At 63.3% G+C, this 19121-nt stretch carries 17 protein-coding genes; 4 read left to right on the top strand and 13 right to left on the bottom strand.

The window, feature by feature from the left end; all coding sequences use genetic code 11:
* Positions 1-208: 208 nt before the first annotated feature.
* On the top strand, positions 209-4057 hold the full coding sequence (locus tag ACFOW7_RS15830; RefSeq protein WP_378166044.1) for a DUF3683 domain-containing protein: 3849 nt from the start codon (positions 209-211) through the stop codon (positions 4055-4057).
* Positions 4058-4493: 436 nt separating this feature from the next.
* On the opposite strand, the gene ACFOW7_RS15825 is transcribed toward ACFOW7_RS15830, so the two are convergent.
* On the bottom strand, positions 4494-5231 hold the full coding sequence (locus tag ACFOW7_RS15825; RefSeq protein WP_378166042.1) for a substrate-binding periplasmic protein: 738 nt from the start codon (positions 5229-5231) through the stop codon (positions 4494-4496).
* A 158-nt stretch (positions 5232-5389) separates the two neighbouring features.
* On the opposite strand from ACFOW7_RS15825, the gene ACFOW7_RS15820 reads away from it, so the two are divergent.
* Both ACFOW7_RS15820 and ACFOW7_RS15815 read left to right on the top strand, forming a co-directional pair.
* Positions 5390-5824, top strand: coding sequence for an HIT family protein (locus tag ACFOW7_RS15820; protein WP_378166040.1), 435 nt, complete (start codon positions 5390-5392; stop codon positions 5822-5824).
* Between the two features lie 13 nt (positions 5825-5837).
* On the top strand, positions 5838-7472 hold the full coding sequence (locus ACFOW7_RS15815) for a hypothetical protein (protein WP_378166038.1): 1635 nt from the start codon (positions 5838-5840) through the stop codon (positions 7470-7472).
* 576 nt (positions 7473-8048) lie between these two features.
* Here ACFOW7_RS15815 and queC read toward each other — a convergent pair.
* The 12 genes from queC to ACFOW7_RS15755 form a co-directional block, all read right to left on the bottom strand.
* Positions 8049-8732: a 7-cyano-7-deazaguanine synthase QueC gene (gene queC, locus ACFOW7_RS15810; RefSeq protein WP_378166036.1), complete on the bottom strand. Its 684-nt coding sequence runs from the start codon at positions 8730-8732 to the stop codon at positions 8049-8051.
* A gap of 53 nt (positions 8733-8785) precedes the next feature.
* The gene (queE, locus tag ACFOW7_RS15805) at positions 8786-9469 is read right to left on the bottom strand and encodes a 7-carboxy-7-deazaguanine synthase QueE (RefSeq protein ID WP_449252237.1); all 684 of its coding nucleotides are present in this window, start codon (positions 9467-9469) and stop codon (positions 8786-8788) included.
* A 79-nt stretch (positions 9470-9548) separates the two neighbouring features.
* Entirely contained in the window at positions 9549-10310 is a 762-nt protein-coding gene (gene ybgF / locus ACFOW7_RS15800) for a tol-pal system protein YbgF (protein ID WP_378166034.1), read from the bottom strand.
* An 84-nt stretch (positions 10311-10394) separates the two neighbouring features.
* Positions 10395-10937 (bottom strand): peptidoglycan-associated lipoprotein Pal, encoded by a 543-nt coding sequence (gene pal, locus ACFOW7_RS15795; RefSeq protein WP_378166032.1) that lies wholly within the window; start codon positions 10935-10937, stop codon positions 10395-10397.
* 39 nt (positions 10938-10976) lie between these two features.
* The gene (gene tolB, locus ACFOW7_RS15790; RefSeq protein WP_378166030.1) at positions 10977-12269 is read right to left on the bottom strand and encodes a Tol-Pal system beta propeller repeat protein TolB; all 1293 of its coding nucleotides are present in this window, start codon (positions 12267-12269) and stop codon (positions 10977-10979) included.
* Positions 12256-12651, bottom strand: coding sequence for an energy transducer TonB (locus ACFOW7_RS15785; protein ID WP_378166028.1), 396 nt, complete (start codon positions 12649-12651; stop codon positions 12256-12258). Before ACFOW7_RS15785 ends, tolB begins: the two co-directional genes overlap by 14 nt.
* A 49-nt stretch (positions 12652-12700) precedes the next feature.
* A complete protein-coding gene (locus ACFOW7_RS15780) occupies positions 12701-13525 on the bottom strand; it encodes an energy transducer TonB (protein WP_378166026.1) in 825 nt (274 codons plus the stop codon).
* A complete protein-coding gene (locus ACFOW7_RS15775; protein WP_378166024.1) occupies positions 13522-13929 on the bottom strand; it encodes a biopolymer transporter ExbD in 408 nt (135 codons plus the stop codon). Before ACFOW7_RS15775 ends, ACFOW7_RS15780 begins: the two co-directional genes overlap by 4 nt.
* 9 nt (positions 13930-13938) lie before the next feature.
* Positions 13939-14829 (bottom strand): TraB/GumN family protein, encoded by an 891-nt coding sequence (locus ACFOW7_RS15770; protein WP_378166022.1) that lies wholly within the window; start codon positions 14827-14829, stop codon positions 13939-13941.
* The gene (gene tolQ / locus ACFOW7_RS15765; RefSeq protein WP_378168051.1) at positions 14826-15485 is read right to left on the bottom strand and encodes a protein TolQ; all 660 of its coding nucleotides are present in this window, start codon (positions 15483-15485) and stop codon (positions 14826-14828) included. Before tolQ ends, ACFOW7_RS15770 begins: the two co-directional genes overlap by 4 nt.
* A gap of 93 nt (positions 15486-15578) precedes the next feature.
* A complete protein-coding gene (ruvB, locus tag ACFOW7_RS15760) occupies positions 15579-16625 on the bottom strand; it encodes a Holliday junction branch migration DNA helicase RuvB (RefSeq protein WP_378166020.1) in 1047 nt (348 codons plus the stop codon).
* Between the two features lie 97 nt (positions 16626-16722).
* The gene (locus tag ACFOW7_RS15755; protein WP_378166018.1) at positions 16723-16914 is read right to left on the bottom strand and encodes a hypothetical protein; all 192 of its coding nucleotides are present in this window, start codon (positions 16912-16914) and stop codon (positions 16723-16725) included.
* A gap of 674 nt (positions 16915-17588) precedes the next feature.
* Here ACFOW7_RS15755 and ACFOW7_RS15750 point away from each other — a divergent pair.
* Positions 17589-19082, top strand: coding sequence for a M48 family metallopeptidase (locus tag ACFOW7_RS15750; RefSeq protein ID WP_378166015.1), 1494 nt, complete (start codon positions 17589-17591; stop codon positions 19080-19082).
* The last annotated feature ends 39 nt before the right edge of the window (positions 19083-19121 follow it).

Here is a 19121-nt window from a genome sequence, read left to right as displayed (position 1 = left end):
TCAGTGTCTTGCCTGACCCACCCTGCTTGCGCCACCGTCCTGATTTGTCGCTGTGCGGCGCAGCATTTTCGGCTACAATCGATTCCCCCCGATCGCAGCCGAGCTGTCTGGCCAAGCGTGTCTGCCGCGCCGGCGCCCTGTCCCGGCGACGTCGGCCGCGCCCCGGGCAGCCGCTCCCACGATGCAACCGCCCGGAGATTCGCCCGCCATGGCCGACCCGCAGCAAACCGCCCCTCGCCTGCGCGAGATTCCCTATAACTACACCTCATTTTCCGACCGCGAGATCGTGATCCGCCTGCTGGGCGAACACGCCTGGTCTACGCTCGACGCCCTGCGTGGCGAACGCAAGACCGGTCGATCTGCCCGGATGCTGTTCGAGGTGCTGGGCGATATCTGGGTGGTCGAACGCAATCCCTATCTACAGGACGACCTGCTCGACAACCCGCAACGGCTGCAACTGCTGGTCGAAGCGATGCAGCACCGCCTGACCGAAATCGAACGGCGCCGTGCCGACCATCCGCAGGTGGGCGAACTGCTCGACCTCGCCCGCGCCGCCGTCAACCGTTTCGAAGCCTCGTTTGCCGCCACGGCCGATCTGCGTCGCCGCATCATGAAACGCATGGGCGGCCTGACCCGGCGTGACAATATCTGCTTTGACGGACTGGCCCGGGTCAGCCATGTGACCGACGCCACCGACTGGCGGGTCGAATATCCCTTTGTGGTGCTGTGCCCCGACAGCGAGCAGGAAATCGCCGGACTGGTCAAAGCCTGTATCGAACTCGGCCTCACCATCATCCCGCGTGGCGGCGGCACCGGTTACACCGGCGGCGCCGTCCCGCTCACGCCGCTGTCTGCGGTGATCAATACCGAAAAGCTCGACCGTCACCAGGGCATCGAATATCTCGACCTACCCGGCGTGGCCGGCAAGGTCGCCACCATCGAATGCGGCGCCGGCGTCGTCACCAAGCGGGTGATGGAAGCCGCGGAAGCCGCCGGCCTCGTGTTTGCCGTCGATCCGACCTCGGCCGAAGCATCCTGTATCGGCGGCAATGTGGCGATGAACGCCGGCGGCAAGAAGGCCGTGCTGTGGGGCACGGCGCTCGACAATCTGGCCTCGTGGAAGATGGTCGACCCCGATGGCAACTGGCTGCTGTGCGAACGGCTCGAACATAACCTCGGCAAGATCCACGACGCCGAACTGGCGCGCTTTCGCCTGCGCCGCCTGAGCCCCGACGGCAAGACCCAGCTCGAAGAACGGATACTGGAAATCCCCGGTCGCCGTTTCCGCAAGGTGGGCCTGGGCAAGGACGTCACCGATAAATTCCTGGCCGGGCTGCCTGGCGTGCAGAAGGAAGGCACCGACGGCATCATCACTTCGGCGCGCTTTATCCTGCATCGGATGCCCAGCCATATCCGCACCGTCTGCCTCGAATTCTTCGGCACGGTGGCAGAGGCGACCCCAGCCATCGTCGAGATCAAGGATTATCTCGACCGCCACCGCGGCGCCATCCTGGCCGGTCTTGAACACCTCGACTGGCGTTATGTCCGTGCCGTCGGTTACGCCACCAAGGCCAAGTCGCGCGGTCGGCCCAAGATGGTGCTGATCGCCGATATCGTCAGCGACGACGAGCATGCCGTCGGCGAAGCGGCAAGCCAGGTGGTCCGGATCGCCAACGCCCGCCATGGCGAAGGCTTTATCGCCGTGACGGCCGAGGCGCGCAAGAAATTCTGGCTCGACCGCTCGCGTACTGCCGCCATCGCCCGCCATACCAATGCCTTCAAGATCAACGAAGACGTGGTGATTCCGCTGCCTCGCCTGGGCGACTACTCCGACGGGATCGAGCGGATCAATATCGAGCTGAGCATCAGCAACAAGCTGACCCTGCTCGACCGGCTGGCCGAGTTCTTCCACAGCGGCAATCTGCCAGTCGACGCGGGCGACGCCCCGATCAGCCACGAAGAGCTGATCGGCGACCGCCGCGCCAGTGCGCTTGAGCTGGTCAACTCGGTGCGCGGCCGCTGGCGCTGGCTGCTCGAGCATCTTGACGATGCCTTCGAGCAGTATCCGGTCCTCTACCCCACGGCGCCGCTGGAGCGCCCGCTCGACGGCGATGCGCCACAGAGCGTGTTCCATGCGCTGCGCGACTTCTGGCTGCGGGTGTCCTGGAAACGCGAAGTATTGGCCGACCTCGATGCGCTGTTCTCGGGCGTGGCCGATGTGCCGGTACGGGAGGCGATCCGCGCGCTGCACCAGCACACGCTCAAGGGCCGGGTATTCGTGGCCCTGCACATGCACGCCGGCGACGGCAACGTCCACACCAACCTGCCGGTCAACTCCGACGACTACCAGATGCTGCAAACCGCCCACCGTGCCGTGGCGCGGATCATGGCGCTGGCGCGCAGTCTCGACGGGGTGATCTCGGGTGAGCACGGCATCGGTATCACCAAGCTCGAATTCCTGACCGACGAGGAAATCCGCCCGTTTGTCGACTACAAGCGTCAAGTCGACCCACACGGCCATTTCAACCAGGGCAAGCTGCTGCCCGGCGCCGATCTGAACAAGGCGTATACGCCCTCGTTCAACCTGCTCGGGGCCGAATCGCTGATTCTTGAGCAATCGGACCTCGGCCAGATCTCCGATATGGTCAAGGACTGCCTGCGCTGCGGTAAGTGCAAGCCGGTGTGCGCCACCCATGTGCCGCGGGCCAATCTGCTCTATAGCCCGCGCAACAAGATCCTCGGTGTGGGCTTGCTGACCGAAGCCTTCCTGTACGAAGAACAGACCCGCCGTGGTGTCAGCCTCAAGCATTTTGCCGAATTGGGCGATGTGGCCGACCACTGCACCGTATGCCATAAGTGCGTCAACCCATGCCCGGTCAAGATCGACTTCGGCGATGTCACGGTGGCAATGCGCAATTTCCTGCGCAAGACCGGTCATAAGCCGTTCAACCCCGGCACCGCCACGGCCATGGCCTTCCTCAGCGCCAAAGACCCGGCCACCATCAAGGCATTGCGCGTCGGCATGGTCGGGGTCGGCTACACCTTGCAGCGGCTGGGCAACGATCTGCTCAAGAAGGTCGCCCGCCAGCAGACCCAGGCGCCGCCTTCGACGGTCGGCAAGCCCGAGCTCAAGGCCCAGGTGATCCACTTCATCAACAAGAAGATGCCAGGCGGCCTGCCCAAGAAGACTGCCCGTGCGCTGCTCGATGTCGAAGACCCGACCATGGTGCCGGTGATCCGCAACCCCAAGGTGGCAGCCGAGGAATCGGAAGCCGTGTTCTACTTCCCCGGTTGCGGCTCGGAGCGGCTGTTCTCCCAGGTCGGCCTCGCCACCCAGGCCATGCTGTGGCATGTCGGCGCCACCACCGTGCTGCCACCGGGTTATCTGTGCTGCGGTTATCCACAGACCTCGTCGGGCTTCCAGGACAAGGGCGACCAGATCACCACCGAGAACCGCGTGCTGTTCCACCGCGTCGCCAATACGCTCAACTACCTCGATATCAAGACGGTGATCGTGTCGTGCGGCACCTGTATGGATCAACTGCTCAAGTACCAATTCGAGCAGATCTTCCCGGGCTGCCGGCTGCTTGACATCCACGAGTATCTGTTGGAAAAGGGCGTGCGGCTCGAAGGCGTGGAGGGGGTCCGCTATATGTACCACGACCCCTGCCATACCCCGATCAAGACCATGAATCCCTTGAAGCTCACCAATGAGCTGATGGGCGGCGGCGTGACGCAGAACGAGCGCTGCTGCGGCGAATCGGGCACGCTGGCCGCCACCCGGCCCGATATCTCGACCCAGGTACGTTTCCGCAAGGAAGAAGAGATGCGGCGCGGCGCCGAGCAATTGCGCGCCAACTCGGGGGCCGATACCCAGGTCAAGATCCTGACTTCCTGCCCGGCCTGTCTACAGGGTCTGAGCCGCTACGATGAGGATGCCGGCACCACCGCCGACTATATCGTGGTGGAAATCGCCCGCCATGTGCTCGGCCAGCAATGGCTGGAACAGTACGTGGACCGCGCCCGCCACGGCGGCATCGAGCGCGTACTGCTCTAAGGCCGATATTGCAGAGACGAGGCGTCGCAACAGATAGCACTTGGCGCATTTTCGACAAATTCGGCGGCAGAGGGTCCGGATACAAAGCATTCAGACCCTCTCATGCCGATCCAAACGGAAATGCGCCAGCCGCTTTCACGCCCCATCGTTGCCGACCTCGTGGTGGAGACGGACGGTGGCTTGCAGCCTGCTGAAACCGGGCGATGTGCCATGAAGGCCAAGCAGTGTCATCGATACCGAACCGGCTTATCCACAGGGCGTCTCCGCCTCAACCGGGCATCCTGCCCCTCTTCATGCCGGACGCGCCGTGACAGCGAATCCGGCTTGATGGGATTTGGGGTGGGATATTGACGTATCGGCGTGGACAACAAGACCAATAGAAAATATTCGGCAAAATCTTTGCAAGATCCAGAGCGGATTTGAACAACAAAATAAACTATCCGCCCACTCCCCATTTCTCCAGAATCCGCGCCAGCGTTCCATCGCGTCGCATCGCACGCACCGCCTCGTCAAAGCGGGTCAGCTCCGGCAGATACGGCGAGCGGCGGCTGATCAGCAAATGAAAGATCACCCGTTCTAGCGGTTCTCCCACCTGGACGACCTCGCCGCTCAAATTCATATCGCTGAGCAGGCGATAGGCAATTTCGGGGCTGATAACGGTCAGGTCGTAGCGTTTCATGGCGATCAGCCGCAGCACCTCGCGGTCGGTCGGGCGCCAGTCGAGCACGATATTGGCAAGCCGGGTCTTGGCCCAGCCATTGCCGTAGTAGCTGGCCACGCGAAACGAGGCGAGCTGGTCGGGAGTGCGGACCTTTTCCATTTCGTCCCAGCGTGGATGACCCCGGTAGGTAAACAGCGTCATGGTCAGCGACAGCGGCGACTCGGTGCTCGCTTCGGCATAGCTCAGCCGCTCGGCCGTCACCATGGTGAACAGGGCATCGGCATGACCTTCGCGCACCAGGGCCTGGGCGCGCAGCCAGGCATATCCTTCGTGGCGCAGCGGCACGCCCATGCGCCGACCGAGTGCCTCGTCGAGCAGCTCGATCAGCACACCGCGCATCTCGCCATGCTCGCGGAAAGAATAGGGAGGGAAACTGTCGAAATAAGCGATACGCAGCGGTTCGCCGGCCCAGGTGGCGATACAGCAGCACAACGCAACGATCCACCGGACCATGGCCCGCTCTCCGGCTGGTAATGATGTCTGCTTTATAGTCCGCTCTGGGCTATACAAGTTGAAATATTTACAGACGGAACAAAGATTTAGCCCCAGCGCTTGAGTATCGCGGCAACACCCGCCACAATGCCAGCGTACTAACTTTGTCATGGTGTCCGATGGCTGCTCATTCCTGCCCTTTGTGCGACGGTCCCGGCGGTGAGCTGGTATGGCAGAGCGCACTATTCAGAATCGTGCTGGTCGACGATCCCGCCTACCCGGGTTTCTGCCGGGTGATTCTGAACCGCCATGTGGCCGAGATGAGCGATCTACCCGATGGTGAAGCCGGCCGCCTGCTATCTGCCGTGCTCACGGTCGAGCGCTGCCTGCGCGACTGTGTGGCGCCAGACAAGATCAATCTGGCCAGCCTTGGCAATCAGGTGCCGCACTTGCATTGGCATGTGATCCCGCGCTGGCGGGACGACCGCCATTTTCCCGATCCGATCTGGGCGGCACCGCGCCGTGACGCCTCCCCGCCCAAGGTCGATCTGGCTCGGCTCAAGGCCACGCTGGCCACCCATTTCCTGACCCTCGAACAGCAGGGTCGATCCTGAGAAGGACACCCTTATGTCAATCGACCTCGGACTTCCTTCCCTAGACCCCACCCAACCGCTCGAATTCGCCGACGCACGCGGCTTCAAGGACTGGCTCAAGCTGGTGCCGATGATCAATGTGCGTCAGGCCCATGCAGAAATCCTGGAGACGCTGGACCGCCTCAACCGCAGCCCGGTACTGCCCATCGAGCGGCTGAAGATGCTGGAGCTGCTGCGCGAGCCCATCAGCCTGCTCCAGGAGGAAAGCGCCAAGCGCTATATCAGCCGGCCGTTCCCGCTGGCCGACAACGAAAACGCCATCTGGCAGGCCAATACCCAGCTTTGGCTCGCCATGTCGGTCGGTTACCGCCACGCCTGGGCCGCCGCCCGTCAGAACGAACCGGGCATCGCCGAACATCAGGCGCTCTGCGGCCAACGCGCCCTGCGCTATGTCAGTCTCGCCATCCGCGAACACCATCTGGCCTATCGGGCCATCGCCGACGAATACTGGAACGACCTGTTCCGGCTCTACCGCGCCGCCGCCGAAACCGATGTCGCCATCAAGGTCGTCAAGGACAGCCTCAACCGGCAGACCGAACTGTCCTCCTGCACCGCGGCCTTTCTGCAAGCCTTGCTGCTTGCCGCTTCCAACCCAAGTGGGATGACGGTGCGCCAGGTGCTGTGGACCGATCGTCTGCTCGACCGCTGGTCCAACCAGGCCACCTTGTCGGCCACGCTGCCCGAAGCGCTCGATAAGGGGGTGTTGGCGCTCGATCTCGATCATCCGGGCGAATTACGCCGCTTCGATCCAGCGCCCGAAGGTCCGGGCTGGCGCTATCTCGATATCGATTCGATCGCCAAGAGCATCAAGAAACGGATCAAATACCTGCGCGCCGGCGAGCCGCCGGCCCAGCTTGGCCTGGGCGAGGAGTACGCCACCGCCACGGCCGAAAATAATCTGATCGGCCTCTACCAGGAATGGTGCGATGTCCCGGTCGAACGTGCCCTGCCGCGCCGGCCGGTGCGGCCCAATACGCCACCGGCCCAGCTTGCCTTGGGGATCAACGGCGCCCATTTCGCCGTCCATGGCGATGTCTTCGTGCAGCCGCCCAATGAAAGCGAAATCCACGGTCGCGGCATCGCCGACTTCCATCTGTTCGGCGGCCGGGCTCACCATCTGACCAGCAGTCAGGCGCGCGCCAGCGATTCGGCCTATGACATCGAGTCCTGGCAGATCGACAATGAAAGCGCGCTTGGCTTCAAGCTGACCCGCCATGGTGCCGGGCAACGTATCCATCATCACCAGATCCTGGCGGTACGCCCCCGCCCCGACCAGCCTTTCGTGGCCGGCTCGGTGCGCTGGCTCCGCGAAGGTCATCGCGGTGATATCGAGATCGGGGTACGGATCCTGCCCGGTGTGCCCAAACCCGTGGCGGTCCGCGCCACCGGGATCAACAACACCAACCACCAGTTCACCCAGGCGCTGCTGTTGCCGTCGATGCCGGCCCTGCAGACCCAACCCAGCCTGCTGTTGCCCAGTAACTGGTTCAAGCCGGGGCGTATCGTCGAAGTCCATATCGACGACCATAACTGCAAGGTGCGATTCGAACAGATGGTGGAACGTGGCGTCGATTACGAGAGGGTGGCGTTCAGCGGAGAGCTGAAATAGACGATTTTTGATAAATCGTTTTAGTTCAGCCCCAATCATTGCAAGAATTTTACAGATTATTTTAACTAACAATCTGCCTCTCCCTGCCTGAAGGAGCCGAGCAGCGAACTGGAGAGTTCTCATCAGGCTCGGCGTGAAAACGCAGCGTCTCGCAGAGTGCGTTGGACCGCAGGTCGTAACGCACCATCGCTGCTGTCCTCACTGAGGATCGAGCGACAGCCCATGATGGAAAAATGGTGCATGACGCCGCTTGGCGGCTAGCGCATTTCCAGCCAATTCGGCGTCAGCGTGTCCGGCCCTCAGCGTGCAGCGTAGCGCTCAACCAGACTTTGCGATGACTCCGCAAGCGGAAATGCCGTAACGCACTCTCTCTGTCCATCGATTCGACCCCGCTGTCTTCGATGAAGCAGCCCCGGCCGCCCAGCTTTATCGGCTTGGTGCCTGGCTCGGATCCAACCGGACCTGCTCTGGCTGGCTGTCGAGTAGAGATGCAGCAGAAAGTATTCCAAACATAAAAAAACCCGCACTAGATCTTGCAGAGCTTTTGCGGGTTATTTTCTTTTTTTGCAGACTGGATTAAGCGGCGGGTCGATAGCGGGTGGGGTCGGTCAGACCGGCCGCTTCAAAACCGATCCGGCGCAAGCGGCAGGCATCGCAAGCGCCACAGGCGCGGCCCTGGTCATCGGCTTGATAGCAGGACACGGTCAGGCCGTAGTCGACCCCCAGTGCCGTACCGCGTTGCACGATCTGCGCCTTGGTCAGGTCGATCAGCGGGGTGTTGATCCGCAGTGGCTTGCCCTCGACCCCGGTGCGGGTGGCCAGGTTGGCCATGGCTTCAAACGCCGCGATATATTCGGGCCGGCAATCGGGGTAACCCGAGTAATCGACGGCATTGACCCCGATAAACAGATCGCTCGCCTCCAGCACTTCGGCCCAGGCAAGCGCATAGCTCAGCATGATGGTGTTGCGGGCCGGCACATAGGTGACGGGGATTTCGCCCTCGACCACCCCGCCGGTCGGCACTTCGATACTGGCATCGGTCAGCGCCGAGCCGCCGAATGCCTTGAGGTCGATCGTGGCGACCCGATGTTCGGTCGCTCCGAGCGTCGCGGCCACCCGCCGCGCCGCCGCCAGTTCGGCGTTATGGCGCTGGCCGTAGTCGAACGACAGGCAATAGGCGGCAAAGCCCTGGTCGCGGGCAATCGCCAGCACGGTGGCGGAATCGAGTCCGCCGGACAGCAGGATCACGGCTTTTTTCATAGTTTTCACCTATCCGGAAGGCCACGGACGTGGCCAGGAAAGCACGGGGGCGGCTAGACACCGGGCCGGTCGCCCCACAGGATTTTGTGCAGCTGGACCTGCACCCGCACCGGCAGCCGGTCCTCCAGCACCCACTGCGCCAGTTCGGCCGGCCGGCACGACTCCCATACCGGCGAGAACACCACCGGGCAGAGTGCCTCAAGCGGATATTCCCGCAGAAGATCACGCGCCCACTCGTAGTCGCTGCGATGGACCAGCACGAATTTCAGCTCGTCATGCGGGGTCAGCAAAGGCAGGTTTTCCCACAGATTGCGTTCGACCTCGCCCGAACCGGGGGTCTTGATATCGACAATGCGCGACACACGCGGATCGACCTCGCCAATCGGCAGCGCCCCGCTGGTCTCGAGCGAGACCGACAGACCCAGATCGCACAGCCGGGTCAGCAGCGCCAGCACGCCTCGCTGGGCCAGCGGCTCGCCGCCGGTGACGCAGACATAGGGCGCACCGAACGACTGCACCTGCTCGATGATGGCATCGAGGCTCATCATCCGGCCACCGTGGAAGGCATAGGCGCTGTCGCAATAGCCGCAGCGCAGCGGGCAGCCGGTCAGGCGCACGAAAACGGTAGGCAGGCCGATCCGACTGGTCTCGCCCTGAAGGGAATGGAAGATTTCACTGATGCGCAGACGTTCTGTCTGCGAGGAAAGATCGTGGCTCAAGGTAAAAGCAATCGGCACGGGGCGGTCCCGTGCCGATCGGTCCAAGCGATTGAATTGACGGCAATTATCGCCGAAAACCGTGCCGCTGGCGAGTCAACTACAGCTTCTTGAGCTGCTTTTCCGCCTCGCGGGCAGCGTCGGTGCCGGGATAGGCGCCGGTCAGCTCCTTGAGCGTGCGCGTGGCACCGCGCCGGTCGCCCTGTTCGAGCTGAAGCGTGGCGATGGCGCGCAGCGCATCGGGCGCCTTGGGATGCTCGGCCCAGCCGTCGACCAGCTTACGGAAGCTCTGGATCGCCCCCCGGCTGTCCTTGGCCTGAGCCTGCGACATACCGAGCCAGAACCAGGCATTGGGCGTGACCTGGCTGGAAGGATGCTGATTGACCAGGGCGCTGAACGCATCGACAGCGCCTTTGAACTTGCCCTCGCGGTACAGGTTATAGGCGGCTTCGTAGGTACTGGCCGCATCGGCGTCGCGCTGGGCCTGCTGAGCCGTATCGGCCGGGGTGGCTGCCTTGGGACCGGACTCCTCGATGGCGCGCAGACGGCCGTCGAGATCGACGTACAGGTCTTTCTGGCGCTTTTGCAGGCTCTCCAGATTAAAGGTCAGCACCTCGATCTGGCCGCGCAGCTTGGCGAGTTCTTGATTGATACCGTCGAGTTGATTGACCAGATCGATCAGTTTCTGACCGCCACGGGTGTCCTGCTGCTTGATCTGTTCAGAGAGTTCGTTGAGCCGGCGCTCGTAATTCTGGCGCATCTCCGAGATCTGCTTGCGCGCCTCGTCGTCGTCGAACAGGCCGGCCTGGGTCGCGCTCGAACAGGCGAGCACGACGGCAAGTGGAAGAAGCCGTTTCAGCATGGCGGTTTCCGCAATAGGCAAAGGCGGGCCGGAGGCCGCCGTGGATCTGGCGCGGATGGACTGGCCATCCGCGCGGGTCGGGGATTATTCGCCGTTGTAGAACAGGTCGGCGCGACGGTTCTCGGTATAGGCCGATTCATCGCTGCCGGTGGCACGCGGCTTTTCTTCGCCGTTGCTGACCGCTTCGACCTGACGGTCGCTGGCGCCGGTGGCGGCCAGGGCCTTGCGCACGGCTTCGGCGCGCTTCTGGCCCAGGGCCAGGTTGTATTCGCGGCTGCCGCGCTCGTCGGCGTTACCTTCGATGCGCACGGTGCGCGACGGGTTCTGGGCCAGGAAACGGGCGTGGGCTTCGACCAGCGACTTGTATTCGCTCTTGATGTCGTATTTGTCGTAGTCGAAGTAGACGTTGCGCTTCGACAGTTGGTTGTTCGGGTCCTTGAGCGGGTCGAGCCGGTTGGCGTCGCCACCCATATTCTGTTGGGTGCCCGAGGTATCGGCACCGGTGTTGGTGCTGGTCTGCGAGACTGGCTCAGCCGTCTTCTGCTCGACCTTGACCGGCTCCTTGGTGCTGGAGCAGGCAGCCAACAGATTGACGATCACGAGGCTCAATAGCGCTTTTTTCATCATGGTGGGTTTTTCCTGAGTGGGTTGAGCGGAACGCTTGCGCTAGCGCACGGGCAGCGGTGCCGCCGGAGCGGCGCTGGTAAACGGCCCCCAGGCCGGCTCACGCACGTTGCCGGACGAGGACAGCCGCTGTTTGATGCGACCATCGACCGAGACCGTCGCCAGCACGCCACGGCGGCCGATTTCGGTGGCGTACAGGATGGTCTTGCCATTGGGAGCAAAAGTCGGAGATTCGTCGAACCCGCTATCGGTCAGCACCATCGACTGGCGGGTCTCCAGATCGAGCACGGCGACGCCGAAGCGGCCGCCTTCACGCCGGATATAGGCCAGACTGCGGCCATCGGGCGAGAAACGCGGCGAGACGTTATAGCTGCCCTCGAAAGTCAGCCGCTGCGGCTCGCCGCCACTGATGGGAATCCGGTAGATCTGCGGGCTGCCGCCACGGTCCGAGGTAAAGGCGATCGACTGGCCGTCGGGCGACCAGGCAGGTTCGGTGTCGATGGCGTTGCTGCGGGTCAGGCGGCGCGGCTCACCGCCGTTGGCATCGAGAATATAGAGCTGGGAGATGCCATCGAGCGTCAGGGTCAGCGCCAGCTGACGGCCGTCGGGCGACCAGGTCGGGGCACTGTTGCTGCCTTTGAAGGCGGCCACGGCACGGCGGGCACCGGTGGCGATGTTCTGCACGAAGATGATCGGCTTCTTGCGCTCGAACGAGACATAGGCGATGCGCTGGCCATCAGGTGCCCAGCTCGGCGACATGATCGGTTCGTTCGAGGCGACCGGGGTCTGGGCATTGGCGCCGTCGGCGTCGGCGACCTGGAGTTCGTAGCGCTTGCCCTGTTTGACCACATAGGCAATCCGGGTCGAGAACACCCCGCGCTCGCCGGTCAGCGCTTCATAGATCTGGTCGGCCAGCTGGTGGGCAGTGCGGCGGATGTCGCCACGATTACGCAATTCCCACCCGCCCAACTGTTTTTGCGCCACGGTGTCATAGAGCCGCAGCCGCACGGTGGCGCCGCCGTCGCTGACGCTCGCTACGGCCACGCTGTCGGCGCCACGACCTTTCCAGTCGTTCAGATTGAGGGCGGCGCTCTCGGGCAGTGCGGCCGTTCCCGGATCGACCAGCTTGAAGCGGCCGCTGCGTTCGAGATCGGCCCGGACGATGGCGCTCATCGATTCCTTGAGACCTTCTTCGCCGGCGAAGTTGGCGATGGCCACCGGCATCTGACGGGCACCGGCGCCGGTGATCTCGATGGTCACATCGGCGCGGGCAGCCAGGGTCAGGGTGGCGAGAGCCAGGCCCAGGGCCCAGCGCATGGCGTTAACGGTTTTCATGGAGGCGGTATTTGATCTTGTGTTTTTCAAATAACGAAAATTCCACCCCGGCGGGCAGGGGAGGATATTTCCGCATCTTTTCGATCGCCCGCTGCACGGCGCGATCGAAGGCCGCATCGCCGCTGGCACGGATTCGCTTGACCGACACGATACTCATATCGGGCCGCAGGCTGATCTCGAACATCGCTTCGGGATTGCCCGACTTGCTGCGGTACAACATATTGCCACGAATCTGTCGGCGCACCTTGTCGATATAGTCGGGCAAGGGATCGACCGGCGCCGCTGCCGGCACAGCCGGCTGCGGTGCTGCCACAGGCACCGGTGCCTTCGCGGCAGGTGCCGGCGCCGGCGGCGTGGCGCAAGCGGCCAGCAGCAGGAGCATGAGCCATGCCCACAGGCGGCGCGATAGCAAACGGAGGACCGGAGCGTCGTCAGTCATGCAGGCGATATTTAAGGGTATGGCGGCGCAACATGCGGAAATCGATTCCGCCGGGCAGCGCCGGATATTCAGCGGTACGCAGCAATGCGCGCTTGACCGCCTCGTCGAAACCACTGTTGCCGCTCGACCGTCGCAAGGTCACTTCAAGGATGGTCATATCGGGCAGCAGCACCACTTCGAACTCGGCCTCAGGGTTGCCCGGGCCGTCGTCGGGATAAGTCATATTGCGGCGGACTTTGTTCCTGACCTGGCCCAGATAGCTGTCGAGCGCCTTTTTATAGGCCGATGCCCGCTCACCGGCCTCGGCCGCTTCCTGCCGGGCCGCCAGCGCGCTCAGCGAGGCGCTGGCATCGGCCGGTGCCGCCTTGAGTCGCCCCGGCTTGTCGCGTGGCGTCTCGCCTTCGGCCTCTTCGAGCGGCGGTTTGGGCGCCGGCTTGATTTCCTTCTTGGGTTCGGGCTTCTTGGGCTCAGGCTTGGGCGGCGGCTTCAGCTCGGGCGGCTTGGGCTCAGGCTTTTTCTCCACCGGCTTCGGGGTCTTTTTCGGCGGCGCTTCTTCGATATCGGCCTTGCGCGGCGGCTTGGGCGGCTCGGGCGCTTCGCGCGGCTCCTCACGCGGCTCGACCGGGCGTGGCTTGGGCGGCGGCGGGGTCTTGACCGGCCGTGGCGCCGGCTCAGGCGCACCTGACCATAATTCGACCTCGACCGGCTCAGGCGGCTTGGTCTGCCATTGCACCCCGAAATACAGTAAGCCGCCGATCGCCAGATGCATCAGCACCGTCAGGACCAGCGACAGGCCGCGACGTTCCTCGTAATTCATCGTTGCGGCTGCACCTGCAAGCCGACCCGTTCCACACCCTGGGTCTTGAGCCCGTCCATCACCGCCACCACGGCCTTATAGGGCACATCCTGGTCGGCGGCGATCACCACCGGCCGCGCCTTCAGTGCGGTCTTTGCCTTGACGGCCAGCACCAGCGCCTTGACGTCGGCCACCCGCTCGGTGCGGCCTTCATCGATCAGCGACAGTTTCTGTTCGCGGCTGATATCGACCCGCAGCGGCCGCACATCCTGGGCGCGGTCGGCACGGTCAACCGAGGGCAGATTGACGGTAGCGGGCTGCATCATCGGTGTCGCCACCATAAAGATCACCAGCAGCACCAGCATCACATCGATATAAGGCACGACATTGATCTCAGCCACTGCGCGGCGTTGTCTACGGGCCATGGCGCCTCCCTACTGCTGGCTCAGGCGGAAACCGCGCGCCTGCAACAACTCGACCACGCTGCCGCTGCCGGCCAGATGGGCAGCCCCGACCACCACCAGCGGCGGTTTGTCGCGACTGGCCAGATTGGCGATCTTGTCGGCCATCGCCACATTGCGCTCGCGCAGCAGCTTATTCATCAATTGGCGCGCCTCGCGCCGCTCGGGCATCCCGGCCTCGACCGCCCGGATCAGCGCCCGGGTATCGCCGCTCTGCCACGCCTTGAGCATGGCATCGAGCTGTTGCTTGAAGCTGCCGTCGTCGAGCTGACGCAGGGTTTCGCCGACAAACAGCTCGGCCTCGCGCTGGCTCAGGCTATTGAACAGTTCGAGCTGGAATTTGACCGATTCGAGTTCGACGATCCGGTAGCTGTCCTGTTTGGCGCGGCGCAGGAAATGCAGATCGATGCCATCGCTCGACTGATAACCATAGCTGTCGAGCGCCTTCATGGTCAGGGTCAGGGCCAGGAACCACGGCTTCATCCGCTCGGCGGCCTGGGGCGGCAGGCCGGTATCGGGCAGCCGGGCCATCAGTTTCCTGTAGACCGGGGCGGACAGTTGCTTGGAGAGTGTGGTGTCGGGCGGCAACATCGCCAGGCCCATATAGGGCAGCGCAGCAGTCGGGTCGCTCACGTCGGCTTCGACCACCAGCGTATCGGTATTGCGATAGGCCGCTTCGATCGGCTCGGCCAGCGGGTAGAAATCGGCCCGGCCGACATGGATCGAACCGAGCAGCCAGACTTTGCGACCCTCCTGCTCGGCCTGCCACAGGAACAGCTTGGCATGGGCCGACATCGCGCTGCCGAGCAGCAACAGCAGCCATAGCGTGCGCAGGGCGCGGCGCATCGACAGTAGCGAAATCATTTGGCGGCCTGCCTTTGCAGAATATTGGAGAACTCTTCCATGAAACTTTCGAAGCGGTTGGCCAGCCGGTCCACATCGTGGGAGAAGCGGTTATAGGCCACCACCGCCGGAATCGCCGCAAACAGGCCGATTGCCGTGGCCACCAGCGCTTCGGCAATGCCGGGAGCGACATGGGCCAGGGTGGCCTGCCCGACATTGGCGAGGCCACGGAAGGCGTTCATGATCCCCCACACCGTGCCGAACAGACCGATATAGGGCGATACCGAGCCGACCGAGGCCAGGAAGGCGGTATGGGCGTCGAGCCGGTCCACTTCGCGCTGGAACGAAGCCTTCATGGCGCGGCGGGTACCTTCCATCAGGGCGCTCATGTCCATGCCGGGCTGGCGACGCAGTTTCAGGAATTCGTTGAAGCCGGCTTCGAAGATCCGCTCCATGCCGACGCCGGCCATATCGCGGCTGACCTGCTGGTGCAGGGTATTGAGATCGGCCCCGCTCCAGAATGCCGATTCGAAGCTGTCGGTCTTTTGTTTGGCGTGGCGCAGGCCGAACCACTTGGCGAAGATATGCCACCACGACAGCATCGACAGCAACAGCAGCAGCCCCATAACGATCTGCACCACGAGGCTCGCGTTGCTGATCAGGCTGACGATGGACATATCGTGCGGGGTCAAACTGGCTTCCAAGGGGTTTCCTTCCTCAACGCTTTGTGATGGGAACCGGGAGTTGGCGTCGTCAGCGGTCCCGGTCGCTTAAAATAGTTCGCCCGACGCGGTGACGCCGGGCAGGCCGAAATGCTGGTAGGCGAGCGCCGTGGCCATCCGGCCGCGCGGCGTCCGCTGCAACAGACCCTGTTGGATCAGATACGGTTCCAGCACATCTTCGATGGTATCGGGCGATTCGCCGATCGCGGCGGCCACATTGTCGAGCCCGACCGGACCGCCGCCGAATTTTTCGATCACTGCCGAGAGCAATTTACGATCCATCAGATCAAGACCGGCATGGTCAACGTCGAGCATGGTCAGGGCGGCGTCGGCCACTTCACGGCTGACCTGGCCGCCATGGCGCACTTCGGCATAGTCGCGCACCCGGCGCAGCAGCCGGTTGGCGATTCGTGGCGTGCCACGGGCACGGCGGGCGATTTCGAATGCCCCTTCCTCGTCGATGGTCACGTCGAGCAGTTGCGCCGAACGCGTGACGATCAGGGTCAGTTCCTGCGGGGTATAGAATTCGAGCCGGGCGACGATGCCGAAGCGGTCGCGCAGCGGATTGGTCAGCATCCCGGCACGGGTGGTGGCGCCGACCAGGGTGAACGGCGGCAGGTCGAGCTTGACCGAGCGGGCTGCTGGGCCTTCGCCGATCATGATATCGAGCTGATAGTCTTCGAGCGCCGGGTAGAGGATTTCTTCGACGACCGGCGACAGCCGGTGGATCTCGTCGATAAACAGCACATCGTGCGGTTCGAGATTGGTCAGCATCGCCGCCAGGTCGCCGGCGCGTTCGAGCACGGGGCCTGAGGTCTGCTTGAGGTTGACGCCCAGTTCGCGGGCCACGATATGGGCCAGCGTGGTCTTACCCAGGCCGGGCGGGCCGAATAACAGGACATGGTCGAGCGCTTCGCGACGACGGCGGGCAGCTTCGATAAAGATGCTGAGCTGGCCGCGTGCTTTCTCCTGACCGACGTACTCCTCCAGCAATTTGGGCCGGAGCGCACGCTCTTGCGCCTCTTCCTGCACGGATTGGCGCGCCGGAGTGATCAGGCGGTCGGGACGGCTGTTGAGCTGGTCGGTTTCGATCATCGCGGCAACAGGGTTCGCGGACAAAGCGCCATTATAGCCACGCTTGCCGGCCCCGTGCCGCTAATTTCCATATGTCATAGCCGGTGGTCCAAACCGTTCAGCTGCGCCGCACGGCCGGTCGCTGCGAGGCCACTTGCAGCGGCACATCCCCCTTGGCCAGCACCTGCTCCACCCCGGGCGCCATATCGCGCATCGCAGGCGCCACCAGGGTGGCCATACCCAGCACCAGCACCGAACCGATCACCCCGGCGCTGACGGTCTGCCACAGCGACATTTCAGCGTTTTCCATCACGGTCTTCCTTTGCAGTAGCGGTTGAACTGATGCTCACTTTAATACAAGGTACCTTGCTTAACAAGATACCTTGCCATGAAAAATACCTATTGATTGCAAGATACCTTGCATAGTTTTATCTATTGCCGCATAAGGACTTGGCCGACACGACGGAACTGCCGAACTGCCTGCGGCGAGCAGCGGACTGGCTTGGCTCCGACTCCGACTCCGACTCCGACTCCGACTCCGACTCCGACTCCGACTCCGACTCCGACTCCGACTCCGACTCCGACTCCGACTCCGACTCCGACTCCGACTCCGACTCCAGTGTCGGACGCCCATCCAATAAGTGCCAAGGGTGGAGGCTGGTTTGGATGTCGGAGTGAATCCGAGACCTGTTTAATTCCTTTGTATCAATTATCTGCGTCAGATGTTGCAGATACTCTGCAAGTATTTTTATCTTTTATGTAATTGGCCGCTTGTTGCCTGCCCTGCCGCTTCCGACCTTTTCCCTCAGGATTTCCCGTACCTTCACGCTGTGCCCCTGTCCGTGCTGGCGTTATGACCTTTGCAAGATGTACACTCAACCGTTGGTCGGGCAAATGTCATAGATGCTTAATAAACAAGCTCTTATTGCCCTATAATCCGCAACCATTACGGCGCAGCCATGACATTGGCAAGGCCAGGACACGATGAACAAGGAATCTTATGAAGCCCTGGTCGCCCAGCTGGTACGCGAGGCGGACGACCATCCCGAACTTTTCCGGCGCAAGACCGCCTTGCTGGTACTGCTCGGCCTGGGCTACCTGGGTCTGTTGCTGACCCTGGCCTTGGTGATGATGACGCTGGCGCCGTGGTGGCTGACCCAGCAGGGGCTGGGCGTGGTCGGCATCGGGACGGTACTGGCGGGACTGATGCTGGGGGCTTCGACCTTGATCACCTTGTATCTGCCGTTCAGCCTGCCCGAAGGCGAACTGGTCGATGAGCACAACGCGCCCGAGCTGATGCGGGCGATCGACAAGGTCCGGCGGGCGGTCAACGGGCCCAGGCTCGACGCGGTCTGGCTGACCACCGAATTCGGCGTCAGCCTGATCCAGCACAACCGTTTCGGCTGGTTCGGCCAGCGCCGCCGTCATCTGACCATTGGTCTGCCGCTGCTCCATTGTCTGTCGGGCGGTCAGTTCGCTGCGGTGCTCGCGCACGAATACAGCCATCTGCCACGCGGCGGTGGTCACCCGGGCGCCTGGATCTACCACCAGCGCCAACTCTGGCGCCAACTGGCCGAGCGGCTCGGCGAAGTGGGCTGGCTCGGTTGGACGCTGCGCCCCTTCCTGTTCCATTACTGGCCGCATTTCGACGCCTATACCTTCGTGTTCTGTCGCAACGAGGAATTCCAGGCCGACCGACTGGCCGCCGAGGTAGCCGGGCCGCGCCATACGGCCGATGCGCTGCTGGCCATGCATCTGCGGGCCGACTTCCTGGAAAAGGATTTCTGGCCGCGCCAACTGGCGGTGGCCGAGCGCGAGCCGGCGCCGGTCGGTCGGCCGTTTGCCACCCTGCCGCTTGCATTGCGTGCGAGCTTCGACGAAGCCATCGACCGTGACCGTCTGCGGGCGCTGTTGGCGGTCAAGCGCAGCCGGCACGATACCCATCCGACACTGACCGAACGATTGGTCGCCCTGCAGATGGGCGCCCGGGTGGTGCCGCCGCCGGAGCATTCGGCGGCCGAGCGGGTACTGGGTCATCGGGCCGTTGACTGGGCGCGGCTGCTCGATGAGCGCTGGCGTGAAGAGATCCATGGCTGGTGGCGCGACGAGTTCCGCGCGGCCGAACGTGCCCAGGAGCGGCTCAGACAGTGGGACGAAGTGTCGCCCGGTCCCGCCGGTGCGCGCTTTGAATATGCGGTGCTGACCGAACGCTATCGGCCCGACAGCGACCCGGTGCCGCTCTATCAGAACGTGCTCCAACAAGACCCGCACCATATGGGCGCCCACTACGCCATCGGCCGTCTGCTGGTGGCGAAGGGACACATCGATGGCCTTCATCATCTCGACTATGCCGCCCATGGCGACAACCTCGAATTGAGCTGGGCCGCCTGTCAGCACGCCGCGCGCTTTCTCGAATCGCGCGGCCAGGAAGTAGCGGCACGCCGCTACCAGGAAAGGGCGGAAGCGTTGCTCGCCTGACCCAGGACGACAGGGCGTGTCGTCATAGCAGGAGACCAT

Origin of the sequence: Chitinimonas lacunae (assembly GCF_042650885.1) — a bacterium.
Taxonomy (GTDB): Bacteria; Pseudomonadota; Gammaproteobacteria; order Burkholderiales; family Chitinimonadaceae; genus Chitinimonas_A; species Chitinimonas_A lacunae.
This window is presented reverse-complemented; position numbering and strand designations above follow the sequence as displayed.

Bases quoted from the DNA above. Each gene is read 5' to 3' on its own strand.
- ACFOW7_RS15785 (WP_378166028.1), bottom strand. From the start codon at position 12,651: ATGCTCCTGCTGCTGGCCGCTTGCGCCACGCCGCCGGCGCCGGCACCT.
- ACFOW7_RS15750 (WP_378166015.1), top strand. From the start codon at position 17,589: ATGAACAAGGAATCTTATGAAGCCCTGGTCGCCCAGCTGGTACGCGAG.
- ACFOW7_RS15825 (WP_378166042.1), bottom strand. From the start codon at position 5,231: ATGGTCCGGTGGATCGTTGCGTTGTGCTGCTGTATCGCCACCTGGGCC.
- ACFOW7_RS15775 (WP_378166024.1), bottom strand. From the start codon at position 13,929: ATGGCCCGTAGACAACGCCGCGCAGTGGCTGAGATCAATGTCGTGCCT.
- tolB (WP_378166030.1), bottom strand. From the start codon at position 12,269: ATGAAAACCGTTAACGCCATGCGCTGGGCCCTGGGCCTGGCTCTCGCC.
- ACFOW7_RS15780 (WP_378166026.1), bottom strand. From the start codon at position 13,525: ATGAATTACGAGGAACGTCGCGGCCTGTCGCTGGTCCTGACGGTGCTG.
- queC (WP_378166036.1), bottom strand. From the start codon at position 8,732: ATGAAAAAAGCCGTGATCCTGCTGTCCGGCGGACTCGATTCCGCCACC.
- ACFOW7_RS15770 (WP_378166022.1), bottom strand. From the start codon at position 14,829: ATGATTTCGCTACTGTCGATGCGCCGCGCCCTGCGCACGCTATGGCTG.
- ACFOW7_RS15755 (WP_378166018.1), bottom strand. From the start codon at position 16,914: ATGGAAAACGCTGAAATGTCGCTGTGGCAGACCGTCAGCGCCGGGGTG.
- ACFOW7_RS15815 (WP_378166038.1), top strand. From the start codon at position 5,838: ATGTCAATCGACCTCGGACTTCCTTCCCTAGACCCCACCCAACCGCTC.
- ACFOW7_RS15830 (WP_378166044.1), top strand. From the start codon at position 209: ATGGCCGACCCGCAGCAAACCGCCCCTCGCCTGCGCGAGATTCCCTAT.
- ybgF (WP_378166034.1), bottom strand. From the start codon at position 10,310: ATGCTGAAACGGCTTCTTCCACTTGCCGTCGTGCTCGCCTGTTCGAGC.
- ruvB (WP_378166020.1), bottom strand. From the start codon at position 16,625: ATGATCGAAACCGACCAGCTCAACAGCCGTCCCGACCGCCTGATCACT.
- tolQ (WP_378168051.1), bottom strand. From the start codon at position 15,485: ATGTCCATCGTCAGCCTGATCAGCAACGCGAGCCTCGTGGTGCAGATC.
- pal (WP_378166032.1), bottom strand. From the start codon at position 10,937: ATGATGAAAAAAGCGCTATTGAGCCTCGTGATCGTCAATCTGTTGGCT.
- ACFOW7_RS15820 (WP_378166040.1), top strand. From the start codon at position 5,390: ATGGCTGCTCATTCCTGCCCTTTGTGCGACGGTCCCGGCGGTGAGCTG.